The following is a 23474-nucleotide window of genomic DNA, read 5'->3' as shown; positions in this document are numbered from 1 at the left end:
CCCGGGCGGCCCCGGGCGATAATCGCCCCATGAAGCGCCTGATCCTCGCCACCCGCAACGCCGGGAAAATCACCGAACTGCACGCCATCCTCGCCGACGCGGGACTCGACCTCGACCTCGTCGGCGCGGACGCGTACCCCGACATCCCCGACGTCAAGGAGACCGGCGTCACCTTCGCCGAGAACGCGCTCCTCAAGGCCCACGCCCTGGCCCGCGCCACCGGCCTCCCCGCCGTCGCCGACGACTCCGGCCTCTGCGTGGACGTCCTCGGCGGCGCCCCCGGCATCTTCTCGGCCCGCTGGTCCGGCACCCACGGCGACGACGAGGCCAACCTGAACCTGCTCCTGGCCCAACTCGGCGACATCGCCGACGAACACCGCGGCGCGTACTTCGCCTGCGCCGCCGCCCTGGCCCTCCCCGACGGCACGGAACGGGTGGTCGAGGGCCGCCTGAACGGCGTCCTGCGCCACACCCCGTCGGGCACGAACGGCTTCGGCTACGACCCGATCCTCCAGCCGGAGGGCGAGACCCGCACCTGTGCGGAGCTGACCCCGGCGGAGAAGAACGCGATCAGCCACCGGGGGCAGGCGTTCCGGGCGTTGGTGCCGGTGGTGCGGGAGTTGGCGGGGTGACAACAGCGCGGGCGGCTGCCCCCTTCGAAACGAAGGGGGCAGCCGCCCTGCACCTGTGGGCCCGGTGGGACTCGAACCCACGACACACCGGACCTAAACCGGCGCCCTCTAGGCCAGCTGGGGTACGGACCCGCGCGCCCCACTCTACTGTGCGAGCCCGCGCGTCTTCGAGAACGTTCGCGTCTGGCTGTGGCACGAGGGGCACAGGTATCGGAGGTTTTCGCGGCGGTTGTCGAGCCGGTCGCCGTTGATGTGGTCGATCTCCAGGACGAGCCGTCTGCCCCGCCAGGTGTCGCCGGTGCCGCAGTTCGCGCAGGCGTGCGGCACTCCGATGTCATCCAGGGCTCGCCGCAGCTGAGCCGTTTTCGTCCGGGAGGCTCCGGTGTCCAGACGCCGAAGTGTCTGTGCCGCCGTCTTGCGGCTCGGGGAGCGCGTGCCGCGGCCGTGGGCCTGTCCGGTGAAGTGGGCCGTGGACAACCCGTACGTCTCGATGTCCCGCTTCACCCGAGCGCGAGCGGTGTTGCCGTCGCCCAGCCCCAAGGCCCGCAGAACGCCGGCCAGACTGCGGGAAGCGGCGACCGCCTCGGTGAGTGCGGTACGCGGCGTGGGGCCCGTTCCGTACCTGCGTCCGCTGGTGAAGTGAGAGGTGTCGATGCCGAGCCGGTCCAACCTCCTGCGCAGGTAGCCGTACGGGCTCTCGCTCGGCGGCAGGCCCATGTGCGTGAACATCTCCCTGATGCTGTACGAGCGGGCGGCGGCTTCGGCGAGCACCTCCGGCGGATACCGGCAGTGCTCTCGCGCGGGGAGACTCTCCTCGACGAAGTGGGACGTGTCGATGCCGTAGTGCGCGAGGCGGTCGCGTACGTAGCGGAGCGATCGGCAGCCCAGGGGCGCGTCCAGGCGGCGCAGGACGTCGACGAGGCTGCTCGCTGCCGCGGCGGTGCGCTCCAGCAGATCGCGCGGGTACGTGGCGCTCATGTCGCGCTCCTGCGCCTGCGGCCTCGGTAAGTGTTCGTTGCGGCGTGGCAGTTGGGGCAGAGCAGGCGAAGGTTTTCCGGGCGGTTGTCCCACCACTCGCCGTTGACGTGGTCCACTTCGAGCCGGAGCGGTTGTCCGAGCCACTCCCCGCTGTTGCCGCATTCGACGCACGCGTGCTCGACGCCCCGGCGTGTGAGGTCTCGACGCAGCCGTTCCCCGGGGGTTCTGCCTTCCGACGGCGTGCGGAGTACCAGGGAACTGTCCTTCGAGGCCTTGGCGCCGCGTCTGCCGGGACCCGCCGGAGCGAAGTGCGAGATGTCGATCCCCAGCACGGCGATGCGGCGGCCGATGTGTGCCTGGTTGCCGCCGACCGGGTTGATGCCCAGGCGGCGCACCACTTCGGCCACGCTTGTGGAGAGGGCGACCAACTCGCGGAGCGTTTCTTCCGTGTGGCGTACCCGGGTGGTGGCGAAGTGCGAGATGTCCACGCCCGCATCCGACATCTTCTTGCGCAGGTAGCGTCGGCTGCCGGGCGTCGGTTCACCGCCGCACCACCGCACCGCGTCTGTCGCGTTCGTGGACCTGCGCGCCGCCTCTTCCAGGACCTCGCGCGTGTAGCGGACCGACCCCATGACCCCCTCCGTTCCGGCCGCGCGTTCGCGACCTCGTACGGAGTAACGAACCGTTTATCGGACAGTCACGCCCGGAATCCGGTGGGAACGCGGAACGGCCCGTACCGCTCGACGCGAGCGGTACGGGCCGTTCCTCCGAGGAAGGCGGCCCGAGGCGGCCGGGAGGGACCGGGGTCAGAACTTCGGGTCCGGGGCCTGGGACTGGACCAGTTCCGCGGCTTCCTCGTCCGTCTCGACCGACGGCGGGGAGCCGATCAGCGGCTGCTGGGCCGTCTCCTTCATGCAGGCGACCGCGATCAGGCCGACCAGCGCCGCCGCCATCGCGTAGTACGCGGGCATCAGGTTGGAGCCGGTCCAGCTGATCAGGGCCGTGATCACCAGCGGGGTCGTGCCGCCGAAGATCGACGCGGAGAGGTTGTAGCCGACGGACAGGGATCCGTAGCGGACGTTCGTCGGGAACAGGGCCGGGAGCGCCGCCGACATCGTGCCGAGCATGCAGACGAGGGAGAGTCCCAGCATCAGCATGCCGATGGTGATCGGGAGGATGCCGTCCACCCGGATGAGGAGGAACGCGGGGAGGGAGAGGAAGAGGAAGCCGAGCATGCCGGTCATCAGCAGCGGTTTGCGGCCGAAGCGGTCGGACAGCTTGCCGACCTGGCTGATGATCGTCATCAGGAAGACCATCACCGCCAGCAGGATCAGCAGACCGTGGGTCTCGCTGTAGCCGAGCTCGTCGGAGAGGTACGTCGGCATGTACGACAGCAGCATGTAGTCGGTGATGTTGTACGCGCCGACCAGGCAGATGCAGAGGATCAGCGTCGGCCAGTACTGCCGGAAGATCTTCGCGAGGTCGCCCTTGGCCGTGGACTCGACGTGGTCCGCCGCCTCGGTCGCGTGGGCGGTGCCGCCCTCCAGCTTCTGGAAGGCCGGGGTCTCGTCCAGGCGCAGTCGCAGGTAGAGGCCGACCAGGCCCAGCGGGCCCGCGACGAGGAAGGGGATCCTCCACCCCCAGGCCTCCATCTGCGCGTCGTTCAGGAGGGCGTACAGGGCCGTCACGAGGCCGGCCGCGCCGACGTAGCCGGCCAGGGTGCCGAACTCCAGGAAGCTGCCGAAGAAGCCGCGCCGCTTGTCGGGGGCGTACTCGGCGATGAACGTCGAGGCGCCGCCGTACTCGCCGCCGGTGGAGAAGCCCTGGAGCATCCGGAAGAAGATCAGCAGGGCCGCCGCCCCGATGCCGATCGTCTCGTGGGACGGGATCAGGCCGATGGCGAAGGTGCTGACCGCCATCAGGATCATCGTCAGCGCGAGGACCTTCTTGCGGCCGACCTTGTCGCCCATCGGGCCGAAGAACATGCCGCCGAGCGGCCGTACGAGGAAGGCGACCGCGAAGGTCGCGAAGGAGGAGAGGAGCTGCGTGGTCTCGTTCCCGGACGGGAAGAACACGTGTCCGATCGTCACGGCCAGGTAGGAGTAGATCCCGAAGTCGAACCACTCCATGGCGTTACCCAGGGAGGCCGCTTTGACGGCCCGCTTGACCGCCGCGTCGTCCGTGACCGTGATGTCCGTCCGGCGCAGCCGCGGGTTCCGCCGTTTCCGGATGGCCCGGAAGAGCGTGGGGTGGCGTTTGACCGCTTCGGGGTCGGCCGCCTGGTGGGGGTCGGGGGCCGCCATGGCCGGGTCCTTTCCTCGGAGTGTGTTCCAGGAAAGGCTTCTGCGCGGTCATGGCGGTCGCAAACCGACTTCGGGGGGCGATGCGACGTCCCTCACACGATCTCGACACGTTCTCCGGTCGGGGAGCGTGTCGGGATCGGGTGCGGGGCGGGTCTGTTCGGGTCGGCGCCGAGGGGTGTCAGATCCCCAGATCCCTGATGATCTTGGCCACGTGGCCGGTCGCCTTCACGTTGTAGAACGCGTGCTCGATCTTGCCGTCCTCGTCGACGACGACGGTGGAGCGGATCACGCCCGTCACCACTTTGCCGTAGAGCTTCTTCTCGCCGAAGGCTCCGTAGGCCTCCAAAGTTTCCTTGGCCGGGTCGCCCACCAGGGTGACCTTGAGGTTCTCCGTGTCGCGGAACTTCGCGAGCTTCTCCGGCTTGTCGGGGGAGACGCCGATGACGTCGTATCCGGCGCTCGCGAGGAGGTCGAGGTTGTCCGTGAAGTCGCAGGCCTGCTTGGTGCATCCGGGGGTAAGTGCGGCGGGGTAGAAGTACACGATGACCTTGCGGCCCTTGTGGTCGGCGAGCGACACCTGGTTGCCGTCGGCGTCGGGAAGGGTGAAGGCGGGAGCGGTGTCGCCGGGCTTCAGTCGCTCGCTCATGTGGTTCTCCTCGGGTGGTGCGCGGGTCGGACGGGACCGAGGGTAATAGGGGTGCCGCCGGGTGTGCGGAGGTTCGAGCTGACAGACTGTCGATGAAGGTTCAGACGAAGGTTTACCGGACGACGACCACGGAGGCGGCGCAGTGTCGGATGCCAGGACCCCTGCGCAGATCGAGGCGGACATCATCAGCAGGCGCGAGCAGCTCGCTGTGGTGCTCGACGAGATCGGGGTGCGGGTACACCCGAAGACGATCATCGGAGACGCCAAGGCGAAGGCGGCCCAGTCCGTGGACCGGACGGCCGGCCGGGCCTTCGTCGCGGTGAACCGTTCGGTGTCGGAGGTGAAGGCTCAGTTCGTCGCGGAGGACGGCTCCCCGCGGCTGGAGCGGGTGATTCCCGCGGCTCTGCTGGTGGTCGGCGTGGTGGGGCTGCTCACGCTGTCCAAGCGCCGCAGCGGGTAGCCGGTGGCGTTGCCCGGCCGGTGCGCGTCCGGTGGTGTTCCGCACCCGGACGCGTACGGTCCGGGGCCGGGCAGGTAGGTTGCGGGCGTGAGCGACAACACCCACGAGGGCCGGCGCGGGGCCACCGGCTCCGCCGAGGACGACAAGCTGCCCATCCGGATGCTGCACGACCGGGTGCTGGTGCGGAACGACGCGTCGGAGGGCGAGCGGCGCTCCGGCGGCGGCATCCTGATTCCGGCGACGGCCGCGGTGGGGCGGCGGCTGGCCTGGGCCGTCGTCGTCGCGGTCGGGCAGAACGTGCGGACGGTGGAGCCGGGCGACCGGGTGCTGTACGACCCCGAGGACCGTGCCGAGGTCGAGGTGCGGGGCGTGGCGTACGTCCTGATGCGGGAGCGCGATCTGCACGCGGTGGCCGCCGACCGGTTCGAGGGTTCGGTGGATTCGACCGGGTTGTATCTGTAGGACCCGACCGGCCGGACCGAAAAGACGCCTGTCGTCGCCCCGGCTGTACCCGTCCCGTCCTGTCGTCGCCTCGGCTGTCCCCGTTCCGTCAGTCGTCGCCCCGGCTGTCCCTGTTCCGTCCGCTGCCGCCGTCACCGCCGGTGCCGTTCGTTCCGCCGTCCGTCCCGCCGTCCGTCCCGTTGTCCGTTCCGCCGTCGGCCCCGTCGGCGTCCGTGCCGGTCGTGGGCGGGCTGCTGCCGGCCGGGCTGCTCTCCGTGATGCCGGAGGGGCCGGTGGTGGGCTCCGCGGAGGAGGACGGGTCCGTTCCGCCGTCGGAGTCCTCGTCGAGCTCGGGTTCGTCCTCCTCGTCGGAGCCGGGCGCCGTCTCCAGGTCGAACTCCTGGGCCGGGGAGGAGCGCAGCGCCGCTTCCGTGTAGGCGGCCCAGGTCTCGGCCGGGGCGCCGCCGCCGTTGACGCGGGGCAGGCCGAGGGCGCCGTACAGCGGGGTCTGGACGCCGGTGTCCGGGTTCTGGCCCATCACGGCGACGACGGTCGCGAGGTCCGGGGTGTATCCGGCGAACCAGGCGGCCCGGTCCTCCTCCGCGGTGCCGGTCTTGCCCACGGCCGGGCGGCCCACGGCCTGGGCGGCCGTGCCGGTGCCGCCCTCCACGACGCTGCGCAGGACGGCGGTGGTGGTGTCGGCGGCCTCGCGGCTGACGGCCTGGTCGGTGGTGCGCTCGGGCAGCTCGATCTCCGCGCCGTCCTTGGTGACCTTCGCGACGAGGACGTGGCGGCCGTGCCGGCCGTGGTCGGCGAGGGTGGCGTACGCCTCGGTCATGTCCAGGACGCTGGCGTTGGCGGTGCCGAGCGCGATGGAGGGGGAGGCGGTGAGGTCGGGGGTGTCGGTGGGGATGCCGAGGGCGACGGCGGTGTCCCGGACCTTCTCGGGGCCGACGTCCTGGGCCATCTGCGCGTAGACGGAGTTGACGGACTTGTCGGTGGCGGTGCGCACGGTGATGTCGCCGTGGTCGACGTCGTCCTCGTTGGCGGGGGCGTAGTCGGTGGGGCCCTGCGGGCCGACGACCATGCGTTTGTTGGTGCCTTCGTAGACGGTGTTGGGCGTGATGCGCCGGCCGTCCTGGGTGGTGGAGCCGTTGACGACGGCGGAGGTGAGGACGAAGGGTTTGAAGATGGACCCGACCTGGTAGTCGCGGCGGGTGGCGTTGCTGACGTACTGCTTCGTGTAGTCGATACCGCCGTACAGGGCGACGACCTCGCCGGTGGCGGGGACGATCGAGGCCCCGCCGACGCGGACGTTGCGGTCGGCCTTGCGTTCGGCGCTGGTCCGGGACGTCACGTTGGTGTCGACGGCTTTGACGAAGGCGTCCTGCTTGGCCTTGTCGAGGGTCGTGGTGATGCGGTAGCCGCCGGTGGCGAGGGTCTTCCCGTCGAGGATGCCGTGCCGGTCGAGGTGGTCCTCGACGGCCTGCACGATGTAGCCGCGCTGTCCCGAGAGGCCGGTGGACGGTTTCGTCTCGCCGGGGGTGGGGAACTCCGTCGTCGCCCGTTCGGCCGCGTCGAGCCAGTCCTCTTTGACCATGCCGTCCAGGACGTAGTTCCAGCGGCGCTGGGCTGCGGGCTCGTTGTCGGGGTGGGCGACGACGTCGTAGGCGCTGGGGGCGTTCAGGAGGGAGGCGAGGTAGGCGCCTTCGGCGGTGGTGAGCTCCTCGACGTTCTTGCTGTAGTACGCCTGGGCGGCGGCCTGGATGCCGTAGGCGTTGCGCCCGAAGTAGCTGGTGTTGAGGTAGCCCTCGAAGATCTGGTCCTTGGTCTCCTCGCGGTTGAGCTTGACCGCGATGATGGCTTCCTTGGCCTTGCGCAGGACGGTGCGTTCCTGGCCGAGGTAGTAGTTCTTCACGTACTGCTGGGTGATCGTCGAGCCGCCCTGCTTGCCCTTGCCGGTCACGGTGTTCCAGCCGGCGCGGACCATCGCCTTCACGTCCACGGCGCGGTCGTCGGAGTAGAAGTCCCGGTCCTCGGCGGCCAGGACCGCCTGCCGGACGGTCGTGGGGACCTGGGAGAGCTTGACCTTCTCCCGGTTCACGTCGCCGTCCCGGGCGATGACGCTGCCGTCGCGGTAGAGGTAGACGTTGGACTGGGCGGTGGCCGCCGCGTTGGCGGCCGGGATGTCGACGAGCCGGTAGGCGGCGAAGATTCCGGCGCCGAGCAGGACGGCGAGGCCGAGGACGGTGCCGAGGGTCATCCGCCAGGTGGGGACGGCGCGCCGCCACCCCGTGCGGGGCTTCCTCCCGCTCCGGCCCTTCCGGCCCTTCCCGCCGGGCCCGCCGGTCCCGGTGTCCTTCTGGTTCCTCCCGAGGTCGCCCGGCGGTTCTCCCCGGTGGTTCCCGGGTGAGGCCGCCGCGCCCGAGGGGTCGCGGGGGGCCCAGTGCTGTGGCTCGTCGCTCATGTCCGTGGGGCTCCTCGGGCGTGGTCAGTCCTCCCATAGTGCCCGTTTAGTCCGAAAATCTTCGGTTCTCTCTGTTCCGTTCCCTCCACCGGTCGTCATCGCCGTCCCGAAAACACGGTCGCGGGGCCCGGTGCGCCTGCACTAGGCTCGTGCGCTTTGGTGCCGGGAGCCGGTGGCGGCGGGGGAGAGGGGACGACGTGCGGCTCTACGCGGTGGTGGCCGGGGGTGCGTTCAGGCGCTACGCCACCTACCGGACGGCTACGGCCGCGGGGGTGTTCACCAACACGGTCTTCGGTTTCATCATGGCGTACACCTACGTCGCCCTGTGGGACGTGCGTCCGCAGCTCGGCGGGTACGACACGTCCCAGGCGCTGACCTACGTCTGGCTCGGGCAGGCCCTGCTGATGACCTGCGCCATGATGGGCGGCGGTTTCGAGGACGAGTTGACGGAGCGTATCCGTACGGGGGACATCGCCGTCGATCTGTACCGCCCGGTCGACCTCCAGCTCTGGTGGCTGGCGGGGGACCTGGGCCGGGCGGCGTTCCATCTGCTGGGCCGGGGCGTCGCGCCGATGTTCCTGGGGGCGCTCGCCTTCGACCTGGCGCTCCCCGGTTCGCTGTGGACCTGGCCGGCCTTCCTCGTCTCGGTGTTCCTCGGGGTGGTGGTCAGCTTCGCGGTGCGCTATCTGGTCGCGATGTCGGCGTTCTGGCTGATGGACGGGGCGGGCGCGATGCGGATCGTGTCGCTCGCCGGACTGTTCTTCTCCGGGATGCTGCTGCCGCTGAACCTGTTCCCCGGGCTGCTGGGCGAGGTGGCGCGGGCGCTGCCGTGGTCCTCGCTGCTCCAGGTCCCGGCCGATGTGTTCCTCGGCAAGCACACGGGGTGGGGGCTGGTGGAGGCGTACGCGTTCCAGGGCGGCTGGGCGGTGGTGCTGCTGCTGGCGGGCCGTCTGCTGCAGACCGTGGCGACCAGGAGGGTGGTGGTGCAGGGTGGCTGAGAGCGTGGTGCGGACGGACCGGGAGCCCGGAGTGTCCCGGGCGCCGGAGGCGTTCCCGTTCCCGGAGCACCCCCGGCTGCTGGAGGGCGTCCGGGCGTACGGGCTGATCATGGCCATGTGGGTGCGCTCGACGATGGCGTACCGGGCCTCGTTCGCCATGACGGTGCTCGGGGACTTCGCGGTGACGGCCTTCGACTTCGTGACGATCCTGCTGATGTTCACGCACGTCGACGCGCTGGGCGGCTACACCCTGCCGGAGATCGCCCTGCTGTACGGCCTGTCGGCCACCGCGTTCGGGCTGTGCGACATGTTGCTGGGCTCGATGGACCGGGTGGGCCGGCGGGTCCGGGACGGGACGCTCGACACGCTGCTGGTGCGGCCGGTCCCGGTGCTGGCGCAGGTCGCGGCGGACCGGTTCGCGCTGCGCCGGCTGGGGCGGATCACACAGGGGCTGCTGGTCCTCGGCTACGCGCTGGTCGCGCTGGACATCGCGTGGACGCCGCTGAAGGTGCTGATGCTGCCGATGATGGTGCTCAGCGGCGCGGCGATCTTCGGCGCGGTCTTCGTCGCCGGGGCGGCGTTCCAGTTCGTCGCGCAGGACGCCTCGGAGGTGCAGAACTCCTTCACGTACGGCGGGACGACGCTGCTCCAGTACCCGCCCACGATCTTCGCGAAGGACCTCGTGCGCGGGGTGACGTTCGTGGTGCCGCTGGCCTTCGTCAGCTGGCTGCCGGCGCTGTACGTGCTGGACCGGGAGTACCCGCTCGATCTGCCGGAGTGGGTGGCGTTCCTGCCGCCGCTGGTGGCGGTGGCCTGCTGGGCGCTGCGGGGATCGCGTGGCGGGCGGGGCTGCGGGCCTATCGGAGCACGGGCAGTTGAGCGGCAGTGAGCACGGAGGAGGGCACGGGCATGGGCATGGGTGACGGTACGAGCACGGATACGGGTACGGGTACGGGCGCAGGTGTGGGCACGAGCCCGGCCACGGACGCGGCCACGGACGCGCCCGGGGCCTCGGGCGCGGCCTCTCCCGCAGCCGCGGGCAAGGCCCCGGCCACGGGTGTGGACAGCGACGGCTTCATCACGCTCGACGGCGTCGAGAAGGTCTTCCAGGTCCGCCGCCGCACCGGCCTGCTGCGCCGTGAACGCCGCGAGGTGCGGGCGGTGGACGGCATCAGCTTCACGGTGGCCCGCGGCGAGATGGTCGGCTACATCGGTCCGAACGGGGCCGGGAAGTCGACCACGATCAAGATGCTGACGGGCATCCTCACGCCGAGCGGCGGCCGGCTGCGGGTCGCGGGCATCGACCCCTCTCGCGAACGTACGCGCCTGGCGCACCGCATCGGTGTCGTCTTCGGCCAGCGGACCACCCTCTGGTGGGACCTGCCGCTGCGCGACTCGTACCGGCTGATGCACCGCATGTACCGGATTCCCGACCGGCGTTACCGGGAGAACCTGGACCGCTGCGTCGAACTCCTCGACCTGGGCGAACTGCTGGACGTTCCCGTGCGGCAGCTCTCGCTCGGGCAGCGGATGCGGGGCGACATCGCCGCGGCGTTGCTGCACGATCCGGAGGTGCTCTATCTGGACGAGCCGACGATCGGCCTCGACGTGATCTCCAAGACCAAGGTGCGCCGGTTCCTGAAGGAGTTGAACACCGAACGCGGGACGACGGTCCTGCTGACGACGCACGACCTCACCGACATCGAGCAGTTGTGCAACCGGGTGATGGTGATCGACCACGGCCGTCTGATGTACGACGGTTCGCTGGCGGGCCTCCACGAGGTGGGGGAGAGCGAGCGCATGCTCGTGGTGGACCTGGAGAGCGAACTCCCCCCGATCGTGCTGGAGTCGGCCGCGCCGGGCGGCGGGCCGGTGCTGCGGGCGGTCAAGGTGGAGGGCCCCCGCCAGTGGCTCGCGTTCCCCGCCGCCGCGTCGGCGGCCCCGCTGGTGGCGCGGATCGCCGCGGACTACCCGCTGGTCGACCTGTCGGTGCGGGAACCGGACATCGAGGCCGTGATCGCCAGGATGTACGAGTCCGCACCGTGACGGGCCCGTTCGGGGAGCGGCGCGCGCAGGTCATGGGCCTGCATGTCTGTGCCGGGAACGGGTGCGTTCAATAGGCTGCGCGGTATGACAAGTGAGAGTCCGGACATGCGTGCCTCCGATGCCGAGCGTGAGCGGATCGCGGAAATGCTGCGCGAGGCGGTGGCCGAGGGCCGACTGGATATGGACGAGTTCGACCAGCGTCTCGAAACGGCTTACAAGGCCCGTACGCACGGGGAGTTGGAGCCGTTGGTCCAGGACCTTCCGGCACCGGGCTCGGTGGTCGCCCCGGTCGGCTCGTCCGCGCCCGCCACCCTGGGGAGCCCCGCGGCGAACTGGCCCGCGAGGATCGGCGGCAACGCCACGTCGACGGGGGCGTTCGCGATGTGGGGCGGGTTCAACCGGAAGGGCCGCTGGACGGTCGGCCGGGTGTTCACCGCGTTCGCGATGTGGGGCGGCGGCGAGATCGATCTGCGCGAGGCCAACTTCGAGGACCGCGAGACCGTCATCCGCTGCATCACCATCATGGGCGGCGTCCATGTGACGGCGCCGCCCGAGCTGAACGTCGATGTCCGGGGCGTCGGCATCATGGGCGGTTTCGGGGAGGGCTCCAACGAGGAGGGCGAGCCGGCCCCGGACGCCCCGTACGTGCGGATCACCGGCTTCGCCCTGATGGGCGGCGTCGGCGTGGACCGCAAGCGGACGAAGGCGGAGCGCCGCCGGCTGAAGGAGGCGAAGGAGGCCGAACGGGAGGCGCGCCGCGGGCGCGAGCTGGGGGGCCCGGACGGCGGCTCGGGCAGCGGCGGACGCAAGGAACTCTGAGGGGGCGGGCCGGGGCCCCGGGCCTCGGCATCCACCCGCGGCCCTCCTCGACGCCTCACGGGCCGGTGCGCCTTACCGGCCCGGTGCGCCTTACCGGCCCCGTGCGCCTCACGGCCCGGTGCGCCTCAGGGCCCGTGCGCCTCACCCCCGGGGCCTCACAGCGCGTCGGACCGGGGTGCGCCGGCCCGGTCCAGGACCTTCAGGTCCAGCCGGTCGCCGAGCGCCCGGTATCCGTCGTCGTTGAGGTGCAGATGGTCGCCGGAGTCGTACGGGGCGAGGATCCGGTTCGGTGCGGAGGGGTCGCGTACCGCCGCGTCGAAGTCCACGTACGCGTCGAAGACCGCGCCCGCCCGGATCTGCTCGTTGACCGCCAGGCGCACGGCGTTGCGCTGGGGCGTCCAGGTGGCGAAGCCCTCGAACGGGGTCAGCGTCGCGCCGACGACCCTGAGTCCGCGGGCGTGCGCCCGGTCGGTGAGGGCGCGCAGGCTGTCCACGATCCGCTGCGGGTCGGCTTCCTGGGGGTGCTGCTGCACGTCGTTGATGCCGAGCGCCACGACGACCGTCCGGGCCCCGGCGACCGCCAGGACGTCGCGGTCGAGCCGGTCGGTGCCCGACTGGCCCCCGGTGCCTCGGCCGATGCCCACGACCCGGTTGCCCGCGATCCCCGCGTTGGCGACTCCGTACCGGCCGCCCAGCCGGTCGGCGAGGACGTCGGTCCAGCGGGCGTTGGCGTCGGTGGTGGAGCCGCTGCCCGCGGTCAGGGAGTCCCCGAGGGCGACGATCGCGCCGCGCGCGCTCTGGCTGCGGACGTCCACGGCGGTCAGATAGCGCCAGTTGGTGGTGGACCAGGTGCCGCGTTCGTCGATCAGGTACGAGGTCTGGTGCGTGTTCGGGTGGTAGGTGACCGGGCCGCCCGCCCGCGGGGTGCGGAAGCCGACCTGGAGGTCGGAGTCGGGGGCCACGGGCACCACGACCGGGTCGCTGATGACCCGTCCGCCCGCCGCGACGGTGACGGCGGCGGCGCCCTTGAAAGTCACCGGCCGGGTGTTGACGGTGGCCTGGTCGATGACGAGGGGGCCGGTGCCGAAGAGGTTGGACAGGGTTATCCGGGCGACCTCCCCGCCGATGCTGGTGTGCACGACGTTGCGGATGGTGCGCCCGGGGAGCCCATCCTCGGTGCCCGGTTCGGCGCGGACGGGCGCGGCGGCCCAGGTGGTGACCCATCTGCCGCCCGAGGCCGCGGGGGCCACCGGGTTACGGGCCGCCGCCTGGGTCTCGGCGGGCGGGAGCGGTGTCGACCGGGAGCCGGAGAGCAGCGTCGTACCGAAGGCGACGGCGGCGGCGAGCACGGCGGTGCCCGCCACGAGGGCGATGAGCAGGGCATACCCCTGGCGCCTGGGCATGTGCGGTGTTTCTCCTTGTGATGATCGTGCTGGTCCCATGATGCGACAGGCCGTCGGGAACTCGACGTGCGGCCCGGGAGTAGGGGAGGCAGGGACAATGCGTACGTCACGGGGGCGAGACGCACGCGGACGGGTGGAGCGGATGGAACGGACCGGATCCGGCGAGCAGGAGCGGGGCGAGGACGCGGTGCAGAAGTCGGAGCAGTCGGAGCCCGCGGCGTTGCCGCCGGCCCAGGAACAGGGGCGGGCACCGGGGGCGGCGCGGGGGCCGGGTGCGGGTGCGGGCGCGGGCTCGCTGGCCTCGTTCGCGTACACCGCCGCCGACGAGGAGAAGCAGCGCGGCGTAAGGCGCATGAAACTCACGGCCACCGGCCTCCTTCTGTTCGTCGCGCTCGTCTATGTCCTGGCCACCTGGGCGAAGAACTCGGGCGTGGGGGGCTGGCCGGGCTACGTCGCGGCGGCTGCCGAGGCGGGGATGGTGGGTGCCTTGGCGGACTGGTTCGCCGTCACGGCGCTCTTCCGGCGCCCGCTCGGCCTGCCCATTCCGCACACAGCCATCATCCCCACCAAGAAGGATCAGCTGGGACAGTCCCTCGGTTCCTTCGTTGGCGAGAACTTTCTCTCCGGAGACGTCATTCGTGACCGAATTCACGCTCTGGGGGTCGGTCGGAGGCTCGGTGTGTGGCTCGCGGAGCCGGCCCACGCCGACCGGGTCACCGCCGAGCTGGCGACGGCCCTGCGCGGTGCGCTGACGGTCCTTCGGGACTCCGATGTGCAGGCGGTGGTCGGCGAGGCCATCACCCGGCGCGCGGATGCGGTGGAGGTCGGCCCGGGGCTCGGCAAGATGCTGGAGAAGGTCGTCACGGACGGCGGGCACCGCAAGGTCGTCGACCTGATCTGCGTACGGGCGCACGACTGGCTGGTGGAGCACGGCGACTCGGTGATGAACGCGGTGCAGGGCGGGGCCCCCGGCTGGACCCCGCGGTTCGTCGACAAGCGGGTGGGGGAGCGGGTCTACAAGGAGCTGCTGCGGTTCGTCACGGAGATGCGGGACATGCCGGAGCACCCGGCGCGCGGCTCCATCGACACGTTCCTGACCGACTTCGCGGCCGACCTCCAGAGCGATGCCGACACCCGGGCCCGGGTGGAGCGGCTGAAGTCGGAGATCCTGGGCCGCGGCGAGGTCCAGGACGTCATCGCCTCGGCCTGGTCGTCCGTCCGCACGATGGTCCTCTCCGCGGCGGAGGACGAGCGCAGCGAGCTGCGGCTGCGGGCGCGCGCCTCGCTGATGTCGCTGGGCGCGCGGCTGTCGAGCGACGAACGGCTCCAGGGCAAGCTGGACGGCTGGCTGGAGGACGCCGCGGTGTACGTGGTGACGACGTACCGCGCGGAGATCACCTCGCTCATCAGCGACACGGTCGCGAGCTGGGACGCGGACCAGACGTCGAAGAAGATCGAGGCGCACATCGGCCGTGATCTCCAGTTCATCCGGATCAACGGCACGGTGGTCGGCGCGCTGGCGGGCCTGGCGATCTACACGGTGTCGCATGCGCTGAGCGGGTGAGCGGTCCGCCCTGGGGGCGGGGGTGAGGCCGGGGGCGGGGTGGCCCCCGGCGAGTGGCTCAGGGGTTCGCGACGCGCCGGGTGACGGCCCAGGAAGCGGCGGCGACGCCGCCCGCGACGGTGAAGACGGCGGGCCAGGCGCCGACCTTCTTGGCGAGCGGGTGCGATCCGGCGAAGGCGGCGACGTAGGCGGCCGTCAGCCCGGCGGCGCTGCGCGGCCCGGCCTGGCGGTTCCACTCGTACGCGGCGAGGGACCCGGCGGCGGCGAGCGCTACGCCGCCGAGCGGCCGCTTCCCGGTCCACCGGGCGACGCCGTAGCCTCCGACGAGCCCGCCCGCCGCCACTGCCGCTGCCGGAATCTTCACCATCGCCGCCACCATCGCTTCCCGTGAGCCGTCGGTATCCCTGTGGTTGCCTCTGGTCGGCTCCTCGGCCCGAGGCTAGCGTTCGGGGCGACGGCACCGCCGGGCGGGCCGGAGAGATGCGTGCGGGACGCGATGTGGAGCGAGTGGAGAGCGGGGAGTGTCGGGTGGGACCGGGGACGACGGCGGTGACGGCGACGGTGACGGTCGAGGACCGGGGAGCGGCGGCCGGGGCCGGACCCGTACGCCTCTCCTGCACCGACCACGGCGGCGAGGGCCCGCCCCTTCTCCTGCTGCACGGCCTGGCCGGTCATGCCGGCGAGTGGGACGCGCTGGCGGCCCGGTGCGCCTCCACCCACCGGGTGATCGCCTTCGACGCCCGGGGCAGCGGGGCGAGCACCCGCCGTCCCGGGGACGTGACGCGGGCGGCACACGTCCGCGATGTCCTCGCGGTGGCGCACCGGTTCGGACTGGCGGGGGAGGACACGGTGCTCGTCGGCCAGTCGATGGGCGGCCTCACCGCCCTGCTGACGGCGGCGGCCCACCCGGAGGTGTGCCGCGCGCTGGTCCTGATCGAGGCGGGCCCGTCGGGGCCGAGTCCTCGACTGCCGGAACAGATAGGCGACTGGCTCGACTCGTGGCCGGTGCCGTTCCCGGACACGGAGACGGCCGAGGCGTTCTTCGGCGGCGGACCCGGGGGCCGGGCCTGGGCGGCGGGGCTGGTGGCGGGCCCCGGCGGTCTGCATCCCCGGGTCGACCGGGACGTGATGGTCGCCACGGTCCAGGAGAACGCGCAGCGGCACTACTGGGACGAATGGGATGAAGTGCGCTGCCCGGTGCTGGTGCTACGGGGCGAGAATGGCGCGATGAAGCCGGTCGAGGCGGACCGGATGCGGGCCCGGCGTCCGGGGACGCGCATCGGCGTGATCCCGGGCGCTGGTCACGACGCCCACCTGGACAACACGGCGGCGGTGTACGGGGAGATGGCGGCCTTCTTCGCGCGGCTCCACGCCTGAGGGCTGTCGCGCGGTGGCATGTGCGCGCCAGGTAGGGTCGGGACCGTTCGCACGAGGGGGGTCTCATGCTGTTCCGTAACGCTGCCCGCACCACCACCGGTACGGGTGACCGTGCCGACGCTCGCCGTTCGTTCCGAACCGGGTTGCGCACCGGGGCACTTGCCGTGGTCGTGGCCACAGCGCTGGTGTCCTGCACCCAGGCGTCGAGCGGCGGCGGCCCCGACGGGGACGTGCCTGCCGCGTCCGCTGACCCGGCGGCGGACCGGGCACCGATCGCGGAGAACGCGGAGAGCGCCGACGACGCGGACCGGGCCGAGCGTGACGCCGCGGCCGGGGAGCCCACCGCCGAGCCCACGCCCGGCCCCGAGCTGGTCCGCGACGCCTTCGCGACCCTCCAGGCGACGCTGGGCGAAACCTGTACCCCCGGCGCGGGCGACTGTGCCTACTTCCTCGGCCGGGTCACCCGGGAACTCACCGAACTGGACGAGGCGATGCGGGCGGACGGCAAGGGCCCGGGCCACTTCCGGCAGCCGCTCGCCGACATGAAGGCCCTGTTCGACAAGGTGGGCGACGACCGGTCCGAGGCCCACCTGGAGAAGCACTTCTCCGCGATCGTCGGCACCCGTGACGGCGTCAACGCCTGGATGCAGGGCCACCCCGACGACTACCGCTGACAGGGACCCACCCCGCGGCTGTTCCATCCCCCGGTGCTGTTCCGTCCCCCCAGGCTGTTTCGCCCCCGGGCTGTTCCCCGCGTGCGGCGGGAGCGGCCATGTCATGTCACGTGAGCGAGGGAAGCGTGGATCTGTACGAAGTGGTCGGCCTGCTCGCCGCCGCGACCGCGGCGGGCTGGGTGGACGCGGTGGTAGGCGGTGGCGGGGTGCTGCTCATCCCGGTCCTGTTGCTGGCCTTTCCCACGTACTCACCCGCGGTCGCTCTCGGCACCAACAAGATCGCGGCGGTCATGGGGACCGCGACCGCCGCGTACATGTACCAGCGGCGCACCGAACTGGACCGTTCGGTCCTGCTGCCGGCGGCCGGACTGGCGATCCCCTTCGGCGCGTTGGGCGCGCTGTCCGCGTCGAGCGTTCCCGCGAGCTATTTCCGGCCCGTCATCATGGGCCTGCTCATCACGGTGGCTCTCTTCGTGGCCTTCCGCCCCGACTTCGGGGTCCAGCAGCGGAACATCACCGTCACCCCGCGCCGCCGCAACACCGCGATCCTCGTCGCGGGCGTCGGCATCGGCTTCTACGACGGGGTGTTCGGGCCGGGCGTCGGCACCTTCCTGATCATTTCCTTCACGACGCTCCTCGCGACCCAGTTCCTGGAGAGCGCGGCCATGGCGAAGGTGATCAACGCCTCCTCCAATCTGGGGGCGCTCGCGGTCTTCGCCTGGCAGGGGAACGTCCTGTGGGCCCTGGGGCTGGGCATGGCGGTGGGCAACATCGCGGGCGCGATGATCGGTTCGCGGACCGCGATGAAGAGGGGGTCCGGTTTCGTCCGGGTCGTTCTGGTGCTGGTGGTCACCGGCATGGTGGCCAAGATGGGATTCGACCAGTTCGCCTGACGGGCGAGACGGGCGAGACGGGCGAGACGGGCGAGACGGGCGAGACGGGCGAGACGGGCGAGACGGGCCACGTGTATTGAGCACGAGCGTTGTCAACGCCGATCAGGTCTTGATCACGACGAAGACCTCCGGTGTGGTGGAGGTGTCTGAGCCGCACCGCACACGGAGGTCTTCGTGTCACACCGCTCGCCCCACGCCCCGCCGGGCGCGGCTCACTCGCAGCCGACGCCGTCCCCGTCACGGTCCAGGTGCCGCCCGTAGCCCGGGTCACCGGTCCGGATGGGGGCGGCGCCCGCGTTCCGTACGGCGGTGCAGTTCGCGTAGGAGACGCTGCCGCCACCACCGCTCCCACTCGCACCGCTTCCGTCGGAGGAGTCGGACGAGTCGGCGGAATCTGCGGACGAGGAGGACTCGCCCCACGGCTCGCACCCCACGCCGTCGCCGTCGCGGTCCAGGTGGGGGGCGTAGCCGGGATCGCCCTCCTCGACGGGAGCGGCCCCGGCGGCGCGCGCGGCGTCGCAGTTCTCGTAGTACGCCGCGGGCGCCGAATCCGCGCTCCCCGGGGCGGAGCCCGAGACGTTCGAGGCGGGATTCGGGCTCGTGTCGGAGGCGGCCGCGGTGACGGTGATGCGGACGACGGCGGTGGCGGCGGGGACCTCGGTGCCCTTCACGAGGACCTCGTACGTGAGGCTGTCCTCGCCGGCGTACCCGTCCCGGGCGGTGTACGTGACCGTGGTCCCGGACACCGATGCGGAACCGTTCTCGGGCTCGGTGTCGATGCGCACGGTCAGTTCGGCGGGGTCGTACGTGTGGAGCAGTGCGGCCCGGTCCCCGTTCTCCAGGGTGACGGAGTCGTTGTCGAGGACGTCCACGTCCAGGCTGTTGCCCGCGTCCATGCTCTGCTCGTCGTCCGTGAGTGCCAGCGCCCGATCCACGGAGGCCGAGGACCCGGCCTTCCCGCCCTGGTCGTCCGTGGTGCCGTCGTCCGCGCCGCACCCCGTCAGGGCCAGTGCGAGCACGCCGGCTCCGGCCGACATCCGTATGCGGAGGAACCCGCGCCTGGGCCGCCGTGACTGCTTCCTCGTCTGCATGTGTTGCCCCCATGGCCGAACTCTGTGCTGTGGAGCAGCCGATGTTCGCAGCGCGCCCGGACGTACATCAGGGGCATGTCGGAAGCGAAGCGGAATTGTGATGAGAGCGTGTACAAAGCGTGTGGGCGACAAGGTCGGGTGAGGAGAGGGGCGGGAGTGAGGTGCGGGGAGGAGCCGACGGCGCGACGGGCGAGGGGCGAGCAGGGTGAGGGCCGAGGCGGGGCGGGCGAGGGCGAGCGGGGTGAGGGCCGAGACGGGGCGGGCGAGGGGCGATGCGGTGGCGGTCGGAGCCGACCGTCCGCCTCCTTCGATCCGTCACGCGAAGCATCTGCGTGAGGGCACTACGGTGTCCGTATGAAGGACCGCCCGACCGACATCGACGAGGCCGTCCTGGCCGCCGCGCTCGGGGCCTGGGGCGTCGAACCGGCCATGCTCACCCACGCCCCCGTCGGCTACGGCGACCACCACTGGGTCGCGGCCGACGCGGAGGGGCGGCGGACCTTCGTGACGGTCGCCGACCTCGCGCACAAGCCGCACTGCGGGCGAGACGCGGCGGAGGCGTGGACGGGCCTGAGCCGTGCCATGAGCACGGCGGCGACGCTCGCATCGGCCCTGGGAGATGGGGCGTTGGTGGCACCGCAGCGCACCGACGGTGGCGAGACGCTGCTCCGCCTGACCGACCGGTACGCCGTGAGCCTCTTCCGCTACGTGGACGCGCCCACGGGCCACTTCGGCCAGGTGCTGGACCCCGGGGCGCGGCGGATGCTCGTGGAGCGCCTGGCTCAACTGCACGCCGTAAGGCCGCCGTTGGCGGCTCCGGTCCATGACCCCGCGCTGCCGGGCCGCGAGGTGATCGCGGCGGCGCTGGCCGATCCGCAGAGCCTCCGCGCGGATGCGGGCCCGTACGCGCGACGATGCCAGACCCTGCTCACCGCCAACTACCACGCGCTGAAAGCCACGTTGGACCGCTTCGACAGCGACACGGCCAGGATCGCGTCCGGGGCGTCGGCCTCTCCGGCCGCCGCCACGGTGGTCACCCACGGCGAACCCCACCCCGGCAACGTCCTGGACCCCGGAGGCCGCACCCTCCTGGTCGACTGGGACACCGTCGCCGTGGCACCGCCGGAGCGCGACCTCTGGCTTGCCACCAGTGCCCCGGAAGACCTGTCCCGCTACACCGAACTCACCGGCCACCGACCGGACCCGCGCCTGCTCGCGTACTACGAACTTCGTTGGTCCCTGGACGACATCGCCGCCGCGCTCGACGTCTTCGGCGCGCAGCACCCGGACACGGCCGACACGCGGCAGGCGTGGGACGGGCTGGTCGGCGCGGTGGCCGCGCTGGCGGACGGCCGGAGCCGCTGGGACGCCGGGCCCGAAGGCGTACGGTCCACGACGGCCGAGGCCGCGGCGCCGACGTCAGCAGACGGTTTCCCGCGATGAGCGGGCAACTCCCCGGCGGCGGAATCGAACTGTCACCCGCCGAGATCGAGGCCCTCGACGCCAGGTGGTCGTCCAGCTGGACTCCGGCCGAGGTCGCTCGGCGGCTGGCCGGGGTCGGGGCGCCCTGGTGCGTGGCGGCGGGCTGGGCCCTCGAATTGTTCCGGGGCGGGCAGACCCGCGCTCACGGGGACATCGAGATCGCGATCCCGGAGGCGGGCTTTCCCGAGATCCGCGACCGCTTCCCCGGATACGTCCTCGACGCGGCGGGCAGCGGCCGGATCTGGGAGGACGCCCCGCCGGAGACACTGGCCGCCGTTCACCAGACATGGCTCCGCGACCCGGCCACCGGCGACTACCTGCTCGACGTGTTCCGGGAGCCGCACGACGGCGACACCTGGATCTGCCGGCGGGACGAGGAGATCCGGCTCCCGTACCGCGAGATCATCCACCGCACCGAGGACGGCATCCCGTATCTGGCGCCCGAACTGGTGCTCCTGTTCAAGGCCAAGCACGCGCGTCCGAAGGATCAGCGGGACTTCGACACGACCGTCCCGCACCTGACGCGGGCGCAGCGCGCGACCCTGGCGGAACTGCTCGCCCGGGTACACCCGGGGCACGCGTGGCTCACGGAGCTGTAGCCGGGCCCGACAGGCACAACAGCGCACACGGGTAGTCCGGTGGTGAGCCGGGTGGTGAGCGGGGGCGCACTTTCCACGGACGTCGTAGCGGGCCGAAACCGTGCGGTAGCGTGACGAAGTCATCACGTTCTGTGCCGCCCATCCAGGCGGACACAGGGCGGCCCCCGGAGGTGCTCCAACACCCACCCGAGGGCCTAACACCCCCAGTGGCAGGAGCCCACTAGAAATGCTGCGTCATGTTATCGCGCCCTCTTCGGGATGGACGAAAGCCCCGCACACGGTCGTCCGCGACCGGCGGATGAACAGCGATGCGAAGGTCCTCCTGCTGTACGTCCAGGGCCTGCCCGACTCCGCGACGGACCGTCCGCTCGGTGAGCTGGCACGGAAACTGGAGATCAAGGGCCGCGCGTACCAGCTGGCCAAGAAGCAGCTGATGGAGCACGGTTACGTCCACGAGTGGCGCTCCCAGGCCGAAGGCGGGCGGTGGGCGACGGACCAGCTGTTCACGAACACACCGATGGCGAGCGACGAGGCGCGGATCTTACGGGCGACGCTGGAGCCGGACGGCAGGCGCTCACCGGGAGTGGGAGCTGCCGCCGCCGCTGCTCCGCCGCCGGGTGAGCGGTATCCGACGGTCGGCGGCCCGGCCCACCGGACGGTCGGTGGCTATCAACCGGAGGAAGACCACAGTGATAAGACCACTCCCCGCCCACCCTCCGAAGCGGAACGGCAGGAGGCGCGGCCGACGGAACCGGACCCGAGGCGGAAGCCGGGCTTGAGTCGGGTCGCGAAGCCGGAGCAGGCACCGGAGCAGGAGCCGGAGCTGCCACCCGAACCGAACCCGAAGCCGGAACCGACGACGGGCCCGGCGACGGGACCGGAACCGGATGAGGAACCGGCACCGGAACCGAATCCGACCACGAAACCGGAACCGGAACCGGAACCGGAACCGGAACCGGAACCGAAGCCGGAACCCCGGCCCGCAGCGCCCGAGCCCGCCCCCACACCCCACCCCGGTTCCCGACTGGCCACAGCGGAACGGCTGCTGCTGTCGCTGCGCCACACCCACCGCGACCTGCTGCTGGGCGTGGGGGAGGCGCGAGGGCTGGCGGTGGAGGTGGTGAAGTGGCTGGAGGCCGGCTTGTCGGAAGGGGACGTGCGGCACGCGCTCCTGTCCGCCAGGCCCGAGGAGGGGGTGCGTTCGGCGGTGGGCTTCCTGCGCCACCGCCTGATCCGGAAATGCCCGGTGGCCCCGCCGGCTGCTCCGCCGCCCCCGCCGCCCGTCAGGGAGCTGATCGCCTGCGCGGGCGAGGGGGAGGAGCACGTCTTCCGCCCGCTGGGCGACGAGACGCTGTGCGCGGACTGCCGCAGAGCGGCGGCGTACGCGAGCTGGATGGTCGACACGGACACGTACGACTTCCCCGCGGACATGACCTGGAGGCAACGCGTCGAGGCGGTACGGAGGGCCGACGCGCTCCGAGCCGCGCACTCACCCCAGGACGACGCGGGCGGCGACGGGCAGATGGTCGCTGCCGGTCGCGGGCAGGGTGCGGATGTGGCCGACGGTGGCGGAACGGGCCATGACCTGATCGATCCGGGCCAGCGGGAGAGCGGCGGGGAAGCTGAAGGCGAAGCCCCGCTCGGCCACGTTCAGGCGTGAGGTGAGGGGGTCCAGGCCCCGGTCCTCCACGGTCCCGTTGAGGTCCCCGAGCAGAATCACCGTATCGACGCTCTCGGCGGCGATGGCACGCCCCAGCAACTCGGCGCTCTCGTCTCTCCGGCCGGAGGCGAGCCCACCCGGCCCGACCCGGACGGAGGGCAGGTGGGCGACGTACGCGGCGATGTCCCCGTACGGCGAATCGACGACGGCCCGCACACCACGGCTCCACCCTTCGGCGATGCTCGGGGGCTTGATGTCGACGACCCGCTCCCCGCTGAGCGGGTACGTGGACCAGAGCCCGACGGTGCCCCGGACGACATGATGCGGATACGCGGCGGCGAGGGCGTTCTCGTACACGGACAGCTGCGGGTCCACCAGCTCCTCCAGCGCGACGAGGTCGCCCCCGGCCGCGATCAGCGCACGGGCGGTCGCCGCCGGATCACGGTTCTCATCGCTGACGTTGTGCTGCACGACGACGAGCTCCCGCGCTTCGGCATCACCTGCGGGCAGCAGCAAGCCACCGAAGAGATGCACCCAGACCCCCACGGGCAGCAGCACCGCTACCAGGGCGACGGCGGAGCGCCGCACCAGGGCGCAGATCAACAGCGCCACGATCAGGACGCCCATCCACGGCAGAAAGGACTCCAGCAGACTCCCGACCCGCCCGACGGCATGGGGCACACCCCGATGAAAAGCCATCACCCCGGCCAACACCACGGCAAACGCGGCGAGGACGCGTCCCCGCGCCCCGTTCCAGCGCACCGAAACCCTTCCCGCCCCTCCCGTCACCGGGGTCCTTCCCTTGCCCACCTGCTGTTCCGTCACGACGTTCCATCCTGCTCGGCATCGTCTCCTAGGACGGGCTGCCGGGCGGATCAGTTCTGAGGCGATGGTCTCAGGTGGTGTACTCCTTCGTCCGGCCCGGAGCCGTAGAGACGGGG

At 71.7% G+C, this 23474-nt stretch carries 21 protein-coding genes, 1 tRNA gene and 1 pseudogene; 13 read left to right on the top strand and 10 right to left on the bottom strand.

Translation table 11 applies throughout. The features are described from left to right. Window positions 1–29 precede the first annotated feature (29 nt). Entirely contained in the window at window positions 30–632 is a 603-nt protein-coding gene (rdgB, locus tag DTB53_RS13305; protein ID WP_003968869.1) for an RdgB/HAM1 family non-canonical purine NTP pyrophosphatase, read from the top strand. A 56-nt stretch (window positions 633–688) separates the two neighbouring features. Here the strand turns inward: rdgB and DTB53_RS13300 are convergent. The 5 genes from DTB53_RS13300 to bcp form a co-directional block, all read right to left on the bottom strand. Beyond that, window positions 689–764, bottom strand: a tRNA-Leu gene (locus DTB53_RS13300). A gap of 12 nt (window positions 765–776) precedes the next feature. Continuing rightward, a complete protein-coding gene (locus tag DTB53_RS13295; RefSeq protein WP_012380750.1) occupies window positions 777–1610 on the bottom strand; it encodes an HNH endonuclease signature motif containing protein in 834 nt (277 codons plus the stop codon). Beyond that, window positions 1607–2242: an HNH endonuclease gene (locus tag DTB53_RS13290; protein WP_012380751.1), complete on the bottom strand. Its 636-nt coding sequence runs from the start codon at window positions 2240–2242 to the stop codon at window positions 1607–1609. The genes DTB53_RS13295 and DTB53_RS13290 overlap by 4 nt, the downstream gene beginning before the upstream one ends. 174 nt (window positions 2243–2416) lie before the next feature. Then, window positions 2417–3913, bottom strand: a complete 1497-nt coding sequence (gene proP, locus DTB53_RS13285) for a glycine betaine/L-proline transporter ProP (protein WP_003968872.1) — start codon at window positions 3911–3913, stop codon at window positions 2417–2419. A gap of 178 nt (window positions 3914–4091) precedes the next feature. Next, entirely contained in the window at window positions 4092–4559 is a 468-nt protein-coding gene (bcp, locus tag DTB53_RS13280; RefSeq protein ID WP_003968873.1) for a thioredoxin-dependent thiol peroxidase, read from the bottom strand. A gap of 142 nt (window positions 4560–4701) precedes the next feature. Between bcp and DTB53_RS13275 the strand changes: the two genes are divergently transcribed. Together DTB53_RS13275 and DTB53_RS13270 are read left to right on the top strand one after the other, a co-directional pair. Beyond that, a complete protein-coding gene (locus DTB53_RS13275; RefSeq protein ID WP_003968874.1) occupies window positions 4702–5019 on the top strand; it encodes a DUF3618 domain-containing protein in 318 nt (105 codons plus the stop codon). Window positions 5020–5106: 87 nt separating this feature from the next. Then, window positions 5107–5481, top strand: a complete 375-nt coding sequence (locus DTB53_RS13270; protein ID WP_012380753.1) for a GroES family chaperonin — start codon at window positions 5107–5109, stop codon at window positions 5479–5481. A gap of 88 nt (window positions 5482–5569) precedes the next feature. Here DTB53_RS13270 and DTB53_RS13265 read toward each other — a convergent pair whose 3' ends face one another. Continuing rightward, complete coding sequence (locus tag DTB53_RS13265; RefSeq protein WP_012380754.1) at window positions 5570–7927, bottom strand: transglycosylase domain-containing protein; 2358 nt, start codon at window positions 7925–7927, stop codon at window positions 5570–5572. A 197-nt stretch (window positions 7928–8124) separates the two neighbouring features. Between DTB53_RS13265 and DTB53_RS13260 the strand changes: the two genes are divergently transcribed. The 4 genes and pseudogenes from DTB53_RS13260 to DTB53_RS13245 all read left to right on the top strand — a co-directional run bounded on the left by DTB53_RS13260 (window position 8125) and on the right by DTB53_RS13245 (window position 11790). Further along, window positions 8125–8925 carry an ABC transporter permease gene (locus DTB53_RS13260; protein ID WP_003968876.1) on the top strand — a complete coding sequence of 267 codons (801 nt, stop codon included), beginning with the start codon at window positions 8125–8127 and terminating at the stop codon, window positions 8923–8925. Then, a pseudogene (locus DTB53_RS13255) lies at window positions 8918–9804 on the top strand (ABC transporter permease). The gene DTB53_RS13260 and the pseudogene DTB53_RS13255 overlap by 8 nt, the downstream one beginning before the upstream one ends. Window positions 9805–9834: 30 nt before the next feature. Then, window positions 9835–10971 carry an ABC transporter ATP-binding protein gene (locus DTB53_RS13250; protein WP_202464914.1) on the top strand — a complete coding sequence of 379 codons (1137 nt, stop codon included), beginning with the start codon at window positions 9835–9837 and terminating at the stop codon, window positions 10969–10971. 105 nt (window positions 10972–11076) lie between these two features. After that, on the top strand, window positions 11077–11790 hold the full coding sequence (locus DTB53_RS13245) for a DUF1707 SHOCT-like domain-containing protein (RefSeq protein WP_003968879.1): 714 nt from the start codon (window positions 11077–11079) through the stop codon (window positions 11788–11790). Window positions 11791–11945: 155 nt separating this feature from the next. On the opposite strand, the gene DTB53_RS13240 is transcribed toward DTB53_RS13245, so the two are convergent. Next, window positions 11946–13193 (bottom strand): SGNH/GDSL hydrolase family protein, encoded by a 1248-nt coding sequence (locus DTB53_RS13240; protein WP_042497090.1) that lies wholly within the window; start codon window positions 13191–13193, stop codon window positions 11946–11948. Between the two features lie 142 nt (window positions 13194–13335). Between DTB53_RS13240 and DTB53_RS13235 the strand changes: the two genes are divergently transcribed. Further along, window positions 13336–14757: a DUF445 domain-containing protein gene (locus DTB53_RS13235; RefSeq protein ID WP_236586292.1), complete on the top strand. Its 1422-nt coding sequence runs from the start codon at window positions 13336–13338 to the stop codon at window positions 14755–14757. 58 nt (window positions 14758–14815) lie between these two features. On the opposite strand, the gene DTB53_RS13230 is transcribed toward DTB53_RS13235, so the two are convergent. Beyond that, on the bottom strand, window positions 14816–15124 hold the full coding sequence (locus DTB53_RS13230; RefSeq protein WP_003968882.1) for a hypothetical protein: 309 nt from the start codon (window positions 15122–15124) through the stop codon (window positions 14816–14818). 113 nt (window positions 15125–15237) lie between these two features. On the opposite strand from DTB53_RS13230, the gene DTB53_RS13225 reads away from it, so the two are divergent. The 3 genes from DTB53_RS13225 (at window position 15238) to DTB53_RS13215 (ending at window position 17701) form a co-directional block, all read left to right on the top strand. After that, on the top strand, window positions 15238–16134 hold the full coding sequence (locus DTB53_RS13225; protein WP_012380762.1) for an alpha/beta fold hydrolase: 897 nt from the start codon (window positions 15238–15240) through the stop codon (window positions 16132–16134). A gap of 65 nt (window positions 16135–16199) precedes the next feature. Beyond that, entirely contained in the window at window positions 16200–16808 is a 609-nt protein-coding gene (locus tag DTB53_RS13220) for a hypothetical protein (RefSeq protein ID WP_012380763.1), read from the top strand. A gap of 98 nt (window positions 16809–16906) precedes the next feature. After that, window positions 16907–17701, top strand: coding sequence for a sulfite exporter TauE/SafE family protein (locus DTB53_RS13215; protein WP_003968886.1), 795 nt, complete (start codon window positions 16907–16909; stop codon window positions 17699–17701). Window positions 17702–17913: 212 nt separating this feature from the next. On the opposite strand, the gene DTB53_RS13210 is transcribed toward DTB53_RS13215, so the two are convergent. After that, a complete protein-coding gene (locus tag DTB53_RS13210) occupies window positions 17914–18738 on the bottom strand; it encodes an excalibur calcium-binding domain-containing protein (protein ID WP_012380764.1) in 825 nt (274 codons plus the stop codon). A 408-nt stretch (window positions 18739–19146) separates the two neighbouring features. Between DTB53_RS13210 and DTB53_RS13205 the strand changes: the two genes are divergently transcribed. Both DTB53_RS13205 and DTB53_RS13200 read left to right on the top strand, forming a co-directional pair. Beyond that, window positions 19147–20235 (top strand): phosphotransferase, encoded by a 1089-nt coding sequence (locus tag DTB53_RS13205; RefSeq protein WP_012380765.1) that lies wholly within the window; start codon window positions 19147–19149, stop codon window positions 20233–20235. Further along, window positions 20232–20873 carry a nucleotidyltransferase domain-containing protein gene (locus DTB53_RS13200; protein ID WP_012380766.1) on the top strand — a complete coding sequence of 214 codons (642 nt, stop codon included), beginning with the start codon at window positions 20232–20234 and terminating at the stop codon, window positions 20871–20873. Before DTB53_RS13205 ends, DTB53_RS13200 begins: the two co-directional genes overlap by 4 nt. Window positions 20874–22362: 1489 nt before the next feature. Here DTB53_RS13200 and DTB53_RS37395 read toward each other — a convergent pair. After that, window positions 22363–23232 (bottom strand): endonuclease/exonuclease/phosphatase family protein, encoded by an 870-nt coding sequence (locus DTB53_RS37395; RefSeq protein ID WP_370454210.1) that lies wholly within the window; start codon window positions 23230–23232, stop codon window positions 22363–22365. Between the last annotated feature and the right edge of the window lie 242 nt (window positions 23233–23474).

It is taken from the genome of Streptomyces griseus, assembly GCF_900460065.1.
GTDB lineage: Bacteria > Actinomycetota > Actinomycetes > Streptomycetales > Streptomycetaceae > Streptomyces > Streptomyces griseus.
This window is presented reverse-complemented; position numbering and strand designations above follow the sequence as displayed.